Annotated in this window: 10 protein-coding genes; 7 read left to right on the plus strand and 3 right to left on the minus strand. The window is 72.1% G+C overall.

Annotated features, from left to right (window positions below):
* Positions 1-170 precede the first annotated feature (170 nt).
* The 5 genes from ACZ4UX_RS18020 to ACZ4UX_RS18040 all read left to right on the plus strand — a co-directional run bounded on the left by ACZ4UX_RS18020 (position 171) and on the right by ACZ4UX_RS18040 (position 6,458).
* The gene (locus ACZ4UX_RS18020; RefSeq protein ID WP_329486323.1) at positions 171-386 is read left to right on the plus strand and encodes an MbtH family protein; all 216 of its coding nucleotides are present in this window, start codon (positions 171-173) and stop codon (positions 384-386) included.
* Positions 387-418: 32 nt separating this feature from the next.
* Positions 419-1,753, plus strand: coding sequence for an MFS transporter (locus ACZ4UX_RS18025; RefSeq protein WP_465707370.1), 1,335 nt, complete (start codon positions 419-421; stop codon positions 1,751-1,753).
* A 205-nt stretch (positions 1,754-1,958) separates the two neighbouring features.
* Positions 1,959-2,978 (plus strand): 2,3-diaminopropionate biosynthesis protein SbnA, encoded by a 1,020-nt coding sequence (gene sbnA, locus ACZ4UX_RS18030; protein WP_329486327.1) that lies wholly within the window; start codon positions 1,959-1,961, stop codon positions 2,976-2,978.
* A complete protein-coding gene (gene sbnB, locus ACZ4UX_RS18035) occupies positions 2,972-3,985 on the plus strand; it encodes a 2,3-diaminopropionate biosynthesis protein SbnB (protein ID WP_465707371.1) in 1,014 nt (337 codons plus the stop codon). Before sbnA ends, sbnB begins: the two co-directional genes overlap by 7 nt.
* 196 nt (positions 3,986-4,181) lie before the next feature.
* On the plus strand, positions 4,182-6,458 hold the full coding sequence (locus tag ACZ4UX_RS18040; RefSeq protein WP_465707372.1) for an ATP-binding protein: 2,277 nt from the start codon (positions 4,182-4,184) through the stop codon (positions 6,456-6,458).
* 183 nt (positions 6,459-6,641) lie between these two features.
* Here the strand turns inward: ACZ4UX_RS18040 and ACZ4UX_RS18045 are convergent, their stop codons facing one another.
* Entirely contained in the window at positions 6,642-10,811 is a 4,170-nt protein-coding gene (locus ACZ4UX_RS18045) for a tetratricopeptide repeat protein (RefSeq protein WP_465707373.1), read from the minus strand.
* 216 nt (positions 10,812-11,027) lie between these two features.
* Between ACZ4UX_RS18045 and ACZ4UX_RS18050 the strand changes: the two genes are divergently transcribed.
* Positions 11,028-11,447, plus strand: a complete 420-nt coding sequence (locus tag ACZ4UX_RS18050) for a hypothetical protein (protein ID WP_465707374.1) — start codon at positions 11,028-11,030, stop codon at positions 11,445-11,447.
* Between the two features lie 236 nt (positions 11,448-11,683).
* On the opposite strand, the gene ACZ4UX_RS18055 is transcribed toward ACZ4UX_RS18050, so the two are convergent.
* Both ACZ4UX_RS18055 and ACZ4UX_RS18060 read right to left on the minus strand, forming a co-directional pair.
* Complete coding sequence (locus ACZ4UX_RS18055; RefSeq protein WP_465707375.1) at positions 11,684-12,277, minus strand: response regulator; 594 nt, start codon at positions 12,275-12,277, stop codon at positions 11,684-11,686.
* Positions 12,278-12,323: 46 nt separating this feature from the next.
* A complete protein-coding gene (locus ACZ4UX_RS18060) occupies positions 12,324-12,605 on the minus strand; it encodes an ATP-binding protein (protein ID WP_465707376.1) in 282 nt (93 codons plus the stop codon).
* 59 nt (positions 12,606-12,664) lie between these two features.
* Between ACZ4UX_RS18060 and ACZ4UX_RS18065 the strand changes: the two genes are divergently transcribed.
* Positions 12,665-13,282: MMPL family transporter (locus ACZ4UX_RS18065; protein ID WP_465707377.1), on the plus strand; the 618-nt coding region annotated here is incomplete at its 3' end.

Raw genomic sequence — 13,282 nt, forward strand, 5'->3', positions numbered from 1 at the left:
GGCGGCCGCTCCCCGGAGAGAACAACCGGCAGTCACGGCGGCAGGCTTGGCGTCGCGGTGACTGCGCCTCCTTCTCTGCAGCCGGACCGGGCCGGTGCGGCAGGCTCGCTGGCGCCGCCACCGGTCACGTGAGGTGCGTGACGCGGCAGTTCACCCGAGGGAGGCCCGTCGTGGCCGAGGAAGACACCGACGACCGCACCTACCGCGTCGTCCTCAACGACGAGGAGCAGTACTCCGTCTGGCCCGCCGACCGGGACCTCCCGCTCGGCTGGTACGCGGAGGGCACCGAGGGCACCAGGGCCGACTGCCTGACCCACATCGGCACGGTCTGGACCGACATGCGGCCGCTCAGTCTGCGCCGCCAGATGGAGCGGGCGGCCGGCTAGCGGCCGGTCCGGCCCCGCGAGGTGTGTGACAGATGACCAGCCCCGACACGCGGGCTCCGGCGGACGAGCAGACCCGGCCGCCGGACCCGCCCGATCCACCCGCTCCGGCGGACGCGGCCGATCCACCCGGCCCGGCGGACGCGGCCGGGACGGAAGCCGTGGTCCCGCTGCACCGCAACCGCGACTTCCTGCTGCTGTGGGGCGGCTCGGCCGTCTCCCTGCTCGGCTCGACCGCGACCACCATCGCCTACCCGCTGCTGGTCCTCGCCCTCACCGGCTCGCCGTTCGACGCCGGGCTCGCCGGCTTCGTCGCGCTGCTGCCCGCCCTGCTGCTCCAGCTGCCGGCCGGCGCCCTGGTGGACCGCTGGCCGCGCCGGCGGCTGATGATCTGGTGCGACGCGCTGCGCGCGCTCGGCGCGGCGGTCATCGCCGGCGCGGCGGCGCTCGACCTGCTCAGCCTCCCGCTGGTGCTGGTGGTGGGGTTCACCGAGGGCGCGCTCACCGTCTTCCACGGCCTCGCCGCGCACGCGGCCGTCCCCAACGTCGTGGCACCGGGCCAGCTGTCGCTGGCGCTGTCCCGCAACGAGGCGCGCGGGCGGGGCGCCGTGATGCTCGGCACGCCGCTCGGCGGCATCCTGTTCGGGCTCGGCCGGGCCGTGCCGTTCGTCGCCGACGCGCTGACCTACCTGGTCTCGCTGACCGGCCTGCTGTTCATCCGCAAGGAGTTCGAGGCCGAGCGGTCCGCCGGCACCGGCACCATGCGCGAGCAGGTCCGGGAGGGCCTGGGGTGGCTCTGGAAGCACCCCTTCCTGCGCACCACCACCCTGCTGGTGGCCGGCAGCAACCTGATGTTCCGGGCGCTGCTCCTGGTCGCCATCGTGCTGGCCACCGACGTCGGCGCGTCCTCGGCCGGGGTCGGCCTGATGGTCGGGGTCGCCGGCGCCGGCGGGCTCGCCGGCTCGCTGGCCGCCCCCTGGTTCGCCCGCCGCCTGGGCCTCAGCGCCCTGGTGATCGCGGCGAACTGGGCCTGGGCCGTGCTGATGGTGGTGATCGCCGTCAGCCGCGACCCGTTCACGCTCGCCGCCGCCTACGCGGCGATGTGGTTCGTCGGGCCGCTGTGGAACGTGGCGCTCGGCAGCTACCAGCTGGGCATCACCCCCGACCGGCTGCGCGGCCGGGTGCTCGCGGCGATGAGCACGCTGTCCAACGGGGCCCTGCCGATCGGCTCGCTGCTCGGCGGCCTGCTGCTCGACTCGGCCGGCGCGCGGACCGCCGCGGTGGCCCTGGCGGGCTGGATGGTCCTGCTCGCCGTCGCCGCCTCGGTCGCCCGCACGGTGCGCACCGTGCCCGGCCCGGCGAACCCGTGACCCGGCGGCGCCACCCCCGCCGCCGTACCGCTCCGCCGGCGGCCCTCGCCCCGGCCGCTCCCCCGGTCCCCGCGCTCCCCCGCGGCCACACCCCCGGCCCCGGCGGCGACGGCCGGACCACCCCTCGATCCAGTGCTGACAGGAGGAACTAGCGTGTTCCGCACCATGCTCGGGCCGCGCCCCGATCCGACGGGGCGAGGTCATCATGCCGGCACCTGACGACCGGCCGGCCGGCGTCCTCGGCACGATCGGCGGCACCCCGCTGGTCGAACTCGCCAAGCTCGCCCCGGGCCGACACTTCACCACCTACGCCAAGCTGGAGGCGTTCAACCCCGGCGGCAGCATGAAGGACCGGTCGGCGCTGGAGATGCTCCGCGAACGGATCCGCACCGGCGCGCTGGTGCCCGGCCGCTCCGTGGTCGTCGAATCCAGCTCCGGCAACCTCGGGATCGGACTCGCCCAGGTCTGCTCCTACTACGGGCTCCGGTTCATCTGCGTGGTGGACCCGCGCACCAACCGCCAGAACATCGCCATCATGCGGGCGCTCGGCGCCGAGGTGGAGGTGGTCCAGGAGACCGACCCGGTGACCGGCGAGTACCTGCCGGTCCGGATCCGCCGGATCAGCGAGCTGACCGCCCGCATCCCCGGCGCCTACTGGCCCAACCAGTACGCCAACCCGCTGAACCCCCAGGCGCACCGGCGGACGATGCGCGAGATCCTGGACGCCGTCCCCGGCGGGATCGACTACCTGTTCTGCGCGACCAGTTCCTGCGGCACCCTGCGCGGCTGCGCGGAGCAGGTCCGCGAACTGCGCCTGCCGGTGACCGTGGTCGCGGTGGACGCCAGGGGCAGCGCCATCTTCGGCGGCGTCCCGACCTCCCGGCTGATCCCCGGCCACGGCGCGGCCGTCCGGCCCGCGCTCTACCGCGACGGCCTCGCCGACGAGGTCGTCCACGTGACCGACCTCGAATGCGTGGTCGGCTGCCGCCGGCTCGCCGGTCGCGAGGCCATCCTGGCCGGCGGCTCGTCCGGCGCGCTGGTGGCGGCGATCGACCTGATGGCCGACCGCATCCCCGCCGGCTCGCGCTGCGCGGTCGTCCTGCCCGACCGCGGCGAGCGGTACCTCGACACGATCTACAACGACGAATGGGTCGCCCGCCACTTCGGCGACGTGTCCCATCTGTGGAAGGAGAAGGAGTACGCGATGAAGGTGGCACCATGCTGATCCTCGGAGCAGGGGAGGTCCGGCAGGTCCTCGACGGTGCCGAGAGCGAGGTCGTCGCGGCCGTCCGCCGCGCCTACGTCCTGCACGACCGGGGCCGCACGGCCCTGCCGCACTCGGTGTTCCTCCGCTTTCCCGACGACCCGCGCAACCGGATCATCGGACTGCCCGCCTACCTCGGCGAGGACGTCCCGGTGGCGGGCATCAAATGGATCTCCTCCTTCCCCGGCAACACCGCCGCCGGTCGGGAGCGCGCCTCCGCCGCGGTGATCCTCAACTCCATGGCCACCGGGCACCCGGAGGCCCTGCTGGAGGGCTCGCTGATCTCGGCCCGGCGGACGGCGGCCAGCGCCGCCCTCGCCGCGTCCGTCCTCACCTCGGAGACCCCCGAGACCGGAGCCACCCTGATCGGCTGCGGCGTGATCGGCTTCGAGATCCTGAACTACCTCCGGGCCGTCCTGCCGGACCTCGGCACCGTCACCGTGTTCGACCTCGACCGGTCCCGCGCGGAGGCCTTCGCCGCCCGCTGCGAGGCCCGCTGGCCCGGGCTCAAGACGGCCGTCGCCGAGACGGCCGAGGACGCGATGGCCGCCCACCGGCTGGTCTGCCTGGCCACCACCGCCGGGACCCCGCACCTGACCACCGAGGCCTGCCAGCCGGGCACCCTGGTGCTGCACGTGTCCCTGCGCGACCTGACCGCCGAGAGCATCCTGGGCGCGGTCAACGTGGTGGACGACGCCGACCACGTCTGCCGGGAGCGGACGTCCCTGCACCTGGCCGAGGAGCTGGTCGGCAACCGGGACTTCATCTCCACCTCGCTCGGCGCCGTGCTCCGCGCCGACGAGCCCTACCGGCGCACCGAGGACGGCGTCACCGTCTTCTCGCCGTTCGGGCTCGGCGCGCTCGACCTCGCCCTGGCGGGCCTGGTCCACCGGCAGGCACGCGAGCGCGGGCTGGGCACCCGGGTGGCGGGGTTCCTGCCGGAGGGCGCCGGAGCCGCCGCCGGGTGACGCCACCGGCGCCGCCGGGGCCCCGGGACCGCCGCTCGGCCGGCGGCGGCCCGGGGCCCGGGGGCGGGGCGCGCCGCGGGACACTCGGGGGTGCGCCGCAGGGCACCCGGGGGTGCGCCCCACCGGCCGGAAACCGGGTCGTCGCAGGTCAGAGCCGTGGGCCGGTACGATGATCCCTCACCTATCGGGGGGTCAGATGAGCCAGCCGGACGTTCCGGCCCTGGGACCGCTGCTGCGCGCGCACCGCCACGCCGCCGGGCTGACCCTGGAGGAACTGGCGGAGGGTTCGGGCGTCAGCGCCCGCGCCATCGGCGACATGGAGCGCGGCCACAGCCGCGGCCCCCAGGCCCGCACCGTCCAGGCCCTCGCCACCGCCCTGGGGCTCGCCCCGGCCGCCACCGGGACGCTGCTGGGCGCGGCCCGCGCCGGCCGGCGACGGCACCCGGCCACCGAGGCCACCGGGCTCTGCGACCTGCCGCCCGCGGTACCCGACTTCACCGGCCGCGAGACCGAGACCGACTGGCTCGCCCGGACCGTCGGCGCCCCGGCCGGTCCACCGGTCTCGATCGTCTCCGGCGCGCCCGGACTGGGCAAGACCGCACTCGTCGTGCACGCCGGGGCGCGGCTGGCCGACCGGTTCGCCGACGGCTGCTTCTTCGTCGACCTGCGCGGCCTGGACGCCGAGCCGGTCACCCCGCACGACGCCCTGGGCCGCCTGCTGCGGGCGCTGGGCGTCCGCGAACGCGACCTGCCGGGCGAGACCGACGAGCGCCGCGGGCTCTACCGCCGGCTGATGCGGGAGCGGGAGGCCCTCGTCGTCCTGGACAACGCCGCCCACGAGGCCCAGGTCCGCGCGCTGCTGCCCGGCCCGGGCGCGGGCCGGCTCTGGGTGACCAGCCGCCGCACGCTCGCCGGGATCGAACACGCCCGGCGGCTCGTCCTGGCGCCGCTGCCCGTCGGCGCCGCCACCGCGCTGCTCGGCGCGATCCTCGCCCAGCGCGAGGACGAGCCGGCGGGCGGGTCCGCCCCGGCGGCGCTGGCGCGGATCGCGGAGCTGTGCGGGCACCTCCCGCTGGCGCTGCGCATCGCCGGGAACCGGCTGCTCAGCCGGCCCGCCTGGAGCGCCGACGGCCTCGCCGAACGGCTCGGGGACGAGGACCTCCGGCTGCGCCGCCTGACCGCCGGGGACCTGCGCATCCGCTCGGCGTTCCGGCTCTCCTACGAGCAGCTGGCCGAGCCGGTGCGGCGCCTCTTCCGCCGGCTCGCGCTCGTCCCGGGAGCGGACTTCGACACCGGCGCCGGCGCCGCCCTCACCGGTCTGCGTCCGGACGCGGTCGAGGAGATGCTCGACGAACTCCTCGACCTCGGCCTGCTCGGGCACACCGCCGGCGACCGGCTGCTCTTCCACGACCTGCTGCGGCTGTACGCGCGCGAGCGGCTCCACGAGGAGGAGACCCCGCAGGACGTCGCCGCCGCCGAGGCGGCGCTGTACCGCTGGCTGCTCGACGCGGCGGCGGAGGCCGGGCAGTGGTTCCAGCCCGGACCGCCGCCGGCCGGCCGCGCGGCGGCACCCGTCGGCTTCGGCTCGGCGCGGGCCGCGCAGGCCTGGCTGGAGGCCGAGAGCGCCAACTGGCTGGCCGCCCTGCGCGCCGCGGCCGCGGCCGGCCGGCACACCGACGTCGTCCGGACCGCGGAGTCCATGCACTGGTTCTCCGACCGCTGGACGAACTGGGGCCACTGGCCCACCGTCTTCGGACTGTCCCGCACGGCGGCGCACGCCCTGGGCGACGACGTCCTCGCGGCCACCCACGCCAACTACCTGGCCTGGGCGGTGCACTACTGCTCGCACCAGCCCCGCGAATCGTCCGCCATCGCGGAACAGGCGGCCGAACTCGCCCGCCGCGGCGGGGACGTCACCCAGGAGGCGTGGGCGCACTTCTACGCGGCGGCGGCCGCCAACCGGCTGGGCGAGCCCGCCGACGCCGTCCCCCGGGCCCGGCGGTCGGCCGAACTCTTCGCGGCGGCGGGCGACCGCGAGGGCCGCCCCCAGGCCCTGCTGGCCCTGGCCTCGGCCCAGGCCGGCACCGGCGGCCACGCGGACGCGGTGGCCACCACCGACACCATCCTCGCCCTGATCGCCGACCCGGCCACCGCACCCGCCGCGCACATCGGCGACTTCACCCGGACCAACGCCCTGTCCCAGCAGGGCGGCGCCCTGCTCGCCCTAGGCCGCGCCCAGGAGGCCGAGCGCACCTACGCCGAAGCCCGCACCGTGGGCGCCCGCGTCGCCGTCCCCCTCCTCCAGGCCATCGCCGCCCTCGGCCAGGCCCAGGCCCTGGCCACCCTCGGCCACCACGACCGCGCCCTCACCGCCGCCCGCGAGGCCAGAACCTTCGCCGAATCCGCCGCCGACCCCACCCGCCTCACCGAAGCCACCCAACTGGAAGCCACCCTGACGGCGCTGAAGGGGTGACCCTGGCGCGGCGGGCCCGGCACGCGCCCCCGCTCGGAAACGAGTCAGCTTCACCCGTGCGCACCCGGGTCTCGTGTCGTCCGCAGGCAGAAGGCCCGGACCGTGTCCCGGTCCGGGCCTCCGCCATGCCTTGGTCGCCGCGTTTCCGGCCGCACTCCGATGCACTTCAGCACAGCAGGTGCGTCACGCGCCGGTACTCCCACAGCAGTGCTTGAACTTGCGCCCGGTGCGCATCATGCAGGGGCAGGGCGCATTCCTGCGCGGGCGGGCCACAGCCAACGGCACAATGCCGCCGATGGCCTGACCGGAGTCCATCGCCCGTAGCAGGTACGACATGTCATCGGCAGCCATCCCTTGGAGGTTTCGGCCCATCACGATGATCAATGCCCCCTCACGGGCGGCCCGGTACCAGTGCGGGAAGAAGTTGAGTGGCATGCCCTGCAGCAACACGCCCGAAGGTCCGGTGACAGAAAGCCGGTTGTCTTCCAGCCGGGCGCGCACATCGCTGTTGTCAACCTGGGGGATGGTTCTGAGGTCCAGCACGTCGCCGTCCGCATGGCCTTCGAGAAGACTCTGGAGATCGGTGAACCCGGCAGCGAGGTGACTGTCCAGGACCAAATCCTGCATGGGGCCACCGTCTACGGAGCCCCATCCGCCATAGCAGTCGACAATGATGCCTGGGCTGTCGCCACCGAACAGGATGCACTCGACCTCGGATGTGATCCTGGGTGACTTGGGGGCCTTCCCCCTGAGCTCGATCACCTGGGAGCCGACGCAGTGTGAGTGGGCGAGGCGCACCATCACGTGATCGATCGCCGAATGACGCAGCAACAGAAGCTCGGCGGCCCCGGTCTCGTCGATCGCTAGCCCACACCCTTCGCATGTCTGACGGGAGTTGGCGAGCCGGTCGAGCATTCGTGTGATGTCCAGGTCGGCCAGTCCTCGCCGGACGGGCGAGGCGATATTGATGCACCTCCCGTCGGGAGCGACCACCGACTGCGACAACTCGTGGTGGGTCGGCGAAGGCAGGTCCAGGCCTTCGGACTGCGAGCGAGTCCGGATGGATTCCAGCACTCGGCGATCCAGCAGCTTCTCCGTGCCGAGCAGGTCGTTGAGCGTGGGCGCAGTAGCGTCCGATTCTCCATAGGTGTGAAGACGGGCGAGTAGAAGGAGTGCTTCTCCGGCTCCTGACCAGTCTCCGATGCGCTGGTGGGCGCCGAAGGCCTCGCGTGCGTGGCTCCGGGCCGTGTCCACCTGGCCAAGCGCAGTGTGGGAGCGGGCCAGGTTCATCAAGCAGGGAGCCAGCAACGTGGCGTCGTCGAGCTCCTCGATCAAGGCTCGAGCCCGGCTGAACCGTTCGAGAGCCAAGGCATGTTCACCCGAACCGGCGCAGTGCACACCGACATTGACGTGGATCGCCACCTCTGCGGAGCGCATTCCCAATTGCCGTGTCAACGGCAACAGACGATTGAGATCGGCTACCGCCGCCTGCGGGTCCTCCCCGAACAGGAGACACGTGGCAGCCTGCGTCCTCGCAGTGAGCAGGGTATGGAGATCCCGTTGGGCTTCAGCGAGCTCCCCGGCCCTTCGGTACTCATTGAGTGCCTCGGACCATTTCTTGTTGCGAGCGTGAACGTTCGCGAGCGCCATTCTGGTGCGCAGGACAGACTCGGCGTCGCCGGCGCGGTCGCAGGCGTCGAGCGCCCTGGTGATCATGGTCGTGGCTTCCGCGTGGAGGCCGCGGCGCGAGTAGAGGACAGCGAGCGCACGGTCCGCTTGGGCCTTGGTGAGCGGCAGGGCATCGTCGGAGGTGATGGAGGCGACCTCCTCCAGCATACGGGCGCCTTCCTGCCACTGCCCCGAGACCAGGAGCGCCTCCCCCAAGGCAGCCCTCGCCTGCGCCCTCGCCTGCTTGTGCTCTGTGCCCTCCAACAAGCCGAGGGCCTCGGTCAGCAGTGTCACTGCTCGGCCGATTCGGCCTGTGTGCCATACGAACTCGGCATTCTTCTGCAGTGTCTGCGCCGCTACAACGGGATTGTCGGTGTGGCGAGCCATGTCACGGGCTTGCGCGAAGAGGGCCTCCGCTTCCTCCAGATGCCCAGCGCTCCCGTTGTAGGACGCCAGGTAGGCCATCGCCTGGGACGCGTGATCGTAGGCGCCGATGTCTGCTGCCAAGCTCGCGCATTCACCCAGGTACGCGGCCGCCGTGTCGGTCTCTGCCCGCTCTGCAGCCTGACTGCCCAGACGGTACAGCGCCCGTACCTGGCCTTGGACGTCCCCGGTGTCCCGGTAGATCGTCAGCGCCGCCTCGAGTGGCTCGACGGGAGCGGATTCCGGGCGATCCTCCGGAGGTGTCTCGGCGAGTGCCATCAGGGCCCTTGCTTCCCAGACCCGGCTTCCCACCACGCGAGCGCGCTCGATCTCCTGAGCGGCCTGCTGCGCCGCCTCGGCCGTACGGCCACCGGAACGGAGCAACGCACCGAGGGCACCCCGATTCCACAGGTCCGCAGCGGTACCCGTCTTCATGAGGTTGCGACTGTTGCGCAGGTAGTGCTCGGCCTGGCGCACCTGACCGATGACGCGGTAGGCATGACCCAGGTTGCCAAGGGCCTGAGCCAGAAGCTGGTGGGACTCGGTGGTGCGCCAGAACGGCAGTCCGTGGCGCAGATAGGGGATGGCATCGCGGGCGCGGCCGAGATTGATGAGCATGGAACCCATCGCCAACTCTGCGAGGTGCATCAAGTGCGGGTCACCGCCGTCATGGGCAGTCCGGGCTGCCTGGTGGTACAGGTCGGCGGCACGCTGACTGTCGCCATGACGGGCGGAGGTCATCGCGAGGTTGTGCAGGGCAGCGCCTGCCCACTCAGGGTTGTCGGACCGGCTGCCGGCTTCGAGGACACACTGGTAGACACGTTCGAGGTCTCCCCAGTGGCTGCCATGCCACAGCGCGGCAGTGTGGTTGGCAGCGAGTGCAACGAGCGGTCCCCACATACCGTGATCCCGCGCAAGTTCGACCAGAGCGACTGCGCCCGGCCGGTCCGCGCCCAGTTGTTGCAAAGCCGTCACGTTGCCCGGCGCCGGAAGGGAGGCCTCCCTGTCGATGAAGCCGATCGATTCGGTGGCCGACTGCGCGCGGGCAGCCATCATCAGACAAGCGCACCGGATAGCGGCCTCACGGGACTCTGTCGTGGCCGACGCGGACTTGAGGCGTGCGAACCGATGCAGGATCTCGTGGAAGACGTAACGGTCTTCGTCGACCTGCTCAATGAGACTCAGCTCGAATAGTTCGTCGAGTAGTTCGACCGCGGCTTCGACTCGGATGTCGGCGAGCTGCTCCCCGGAGCCACCGACCGCAGCGGCGACGTCGACCGTGATGGTCATGTGCGGGAGGATCCCGAGCACCGTGAGGAGGTGGGCCTGCTTCGGGTCCAGCTCGGCGAAGCTCCGTTCGATCACGGGCTCGATCGCGGTCCGGCCTGCTTGCAGGGCACGCAATCCGCGGTCAGGGCTCGCGATGTCCCGGAGGAAGCGGTCTGCGTCGATCTTCGGACGCCTTGCGAGATGGGCAGCCGCGATATGCAACGCGAGAGGATGCCCACCACAGGCCTGGACGAGATTCGCCACCTGTGCGTCGGTCAGCCGCGACGGCCCAGCAACGGCCTTGACCAACACCTCTCCGTGCTCGCTCGGCAGAGGACCGAGTTCGACGTAGTGAACCAGCCCGGCGAGGCCACTCAGCTTGGTCCTGCTTGTGCACACGAGCGCGAAGGGGCCGTCCATCCGCAGCACCTCCAACAGCGCCTCCTCCGAGACGATGTCGTCAACCAACAGGAGAACTCTGCGGTCGGCCAATGCTGTGCGCAGGAGTGCGCGACGCTGTCCGCGCCCCTCAGGGAGCGGGTCGCCAACCGGCCGAAGAGCCCGAAGGAGCATCGACACCAAGTCGATCTCGTATCCGTCCCGGGCCGCGAGGACCAGATCGAGGTGGTACTGGCCGTCCGGGTAGTGGCTCTCCGCCAGATGGGCCAGCCTAAGAGCCAGAGAGCTCTTGCCGATACCGGGACCGCCGATAACAAGCACTGAGCGGCCGCGACGGGGATCGGGTGCTTGGAGAACTGCCAAGGCATCCGCAAGCATCTCCTCACGACCGATCAGCGGCCGGAGTTCTCGCGGAAGACCGTGGCCGGCCGGCGGCTCGGACGACATTCGGGATGAGTCCGGCTCTTGAAGCAAGTGAGCGGGGATCACCCGGTCCCCGCTCTCGAAGACATGAATGTCGCGGCCTGCCTGGTAGACCCTTCCCTGGTCGCGGGCATAAGCCTCGGTGATCCTTTGACCCTCGCTATCGGCCACGCCAACGCCTCCTCAGCGGTCCGGCTCAGGCATCGTTCTACGCACCTCGACTTCAGCATCGGAAGCGATCTCCGGACCCTGAAGTCGGTGCCATCGACTACCGTCGGACTGATTGTGGCTCAGTTGTCCTTGAAGGCAGAGCCACTGCGGGCCCGGAGCGGAGGCACAGTGCTGCAGGAACTGATTCTGGCGGGCGGGACGACGGTGGTGGGGGCCATGGCAACCGATTCCTGGGCAGCCGCCCGAGACGGCGTGGCGCGGCTCTTCCGGCACCGCGGCGAGGAGCGGCAGTCGGCGATCGAGGCGCAGTTGGACAGCAACGCGGCCTTGGTCACCCGCGCTGGGAACATCGAGCGGGCGAGGCAGGGTCTGGTCCCGCTGTGGGTGCTGGAGCTGGAGTCACTGGTGGACGAGTACCCCGAGGCCGTCGCCGAGCTCCGTGTCCTGATCAGCGAGATCGAGTCGGCGCGGCCGGCCTCGCAGAAAGCCTGGGTACAGACCAACGTCGCACGGGACAACGGACGGGTGTTCGCGGCTATGGGCGGCAATGTCGTCGTGCACGAGGCACCGATCGGCGGGCACGCCTCCCCGACCGCCGAGTTGGAGAGGGGCCACGGCGCCGAGGAGACGCGTTGAGCGGCGCGGCCGGCGGGACGATCCGAACGTCCGCCAGACCCCTCCGAGTGGACCAGAGAGCCGCCGCAGGCCACCGGGCGACTTGACGACCGTTGGACGACGAGCCCGTAACCCGCGCCCATCAGCGACTCTCGGCCGAGCAACCGGCCCAGCTTGAGATCGAGGGCAAGCCCATCAAGGTCGGCACGCGCTGAACGATGGAGAGGCACTGGGTAACTCAGTCAACGACGCCGCGGTCAGGTGTCGGCCAGGCTCTGTTGGATGGCCAGCACCGCGAGGCGGACGCGGTTCGGGCTGCCGGTCTTGGTCATCAGGTTCGACACGTGGGTCTTCACCGTCGTGACGCCGATGTGCATCCGGTCGGCGATGTCGTTGTTGGAGAGTTCTGCGGCGACCAGGCGGAGGACTTCCTGTTCCCGGTCGGTGAAGTGGGCTGCCCCGTGCCGTCGTTCGCCCTGGTCCTGCCAGGCCGACGAGGCCCTGGCCACCACCCGGCGCAGCACGCTGGGGCTGTACGGGCTGTCGCCGGCGGCCGCGCGGCGGACGGCGTCCAGGACCGTGACCGGTGAGACGTCCTTGGCCAGGAAGCCGCAGGCGCCGGCGGTCAGCGCCGGGTAGAGCCGGTCGTCGTCGAAGGTGGTCAGCACCACCACCCGGGTCGCGGGCCTGGTCCGGAGGATCCGGCCGGTGGCGGCGATGCCGTCCATGCCGGGCATGTGCAGGTCCATCAGGACGACGTCCGGCCGCAGCTGTTCGGCGAGGTGCAGCGCCTCCGCGCCGTTGGCCGCCTCGCCGGCCACGGTGAGGTCCGGGGTGGATTCGCAGAGCATCCGCCGGCCCGGACCAGTTGCTGGTCGTCGACGATCAGGACGCTGATCACGGTCGGCTCCCGGCCGGCGCGTACGTCGCGGCGGCGGGCAGCCGGGCGGTCAGCCGCCAGCCGTCTGGGGTCCGGCCGGCGTCGAGGGAGCCGCCGACCAGGGCCACCCGCTCGCGCATCCCGAGCAGCCCGTAGTCGGTGCCGTCCGGGCCGGGCCTGCCGGCTCCGGGCGCCGCGCCCGGCCGGGGCAGGTCGTTCTCCAGGTCCAGCAACAAGGTCTGCTCCTCCATCCCCACCCGGAGCCGCACTCGCGCACCGGGGCCGGCGTGCCTGGTCACATTGGCCAGGCCCTCCTGGACCAGCCGGAGCAGGGTCAGGCTGCGGATCGTTCGGCTCGGTGACCGTGCCGCTCAAGTCCGTGCTCTTCAACCTGCTCTCGCTCTCGGCGGCCTTCGGTGCGATCAAGCTGGTCTTCCAGGACGGGTACCTGCACGACCTGCTCGCTTTCACCCCGATCGGCGCGGTGGACGCCGACTTTCCGGTGCTGATCGTGGCCATCGCCTTCGGTCTGGCGATGGACTACGAGGTCTTCCTGCTCTCCCGGATCAAGGAGTCGTACGACCGGGGCGCGGATCCCGCCGAGTCGATCGCGCTCGGCCTCCAGCGGACCGGCCGGATCGTCACCAGCGCCGCACTGCTGCTGGTGGTCGTGGTCTGCGGGTTCCTGACCTCCTCCGTCGCGTTGCTGCAGATGATCGGGGTCGGCCTGGTCATCGCCGTCCTGGTGGACACGACGCTGGTCCGGGCGGTGCTCGTACCGGCGAGCATGAAGCTGCTGGGCCACTGGGCCTGGTGGGCGCCACGACCGCTGCGGAACCTCCGGCGTCGCCTCGGCCTCGCTCACCGGGAAGGGGCGTGGGGGGGGGGGGGGGGGAAAAGAAAAAAGAGGGGGGAGGACCCCCCCCCCCCCCCCCCCCGCCTCGCACGGAGAGGGGGGGGGGGGGGGGGGGGGGTT

It is taken from the genome of Kitasatospora sp. NPDC028961 (genome assembly GCF_055564815.1).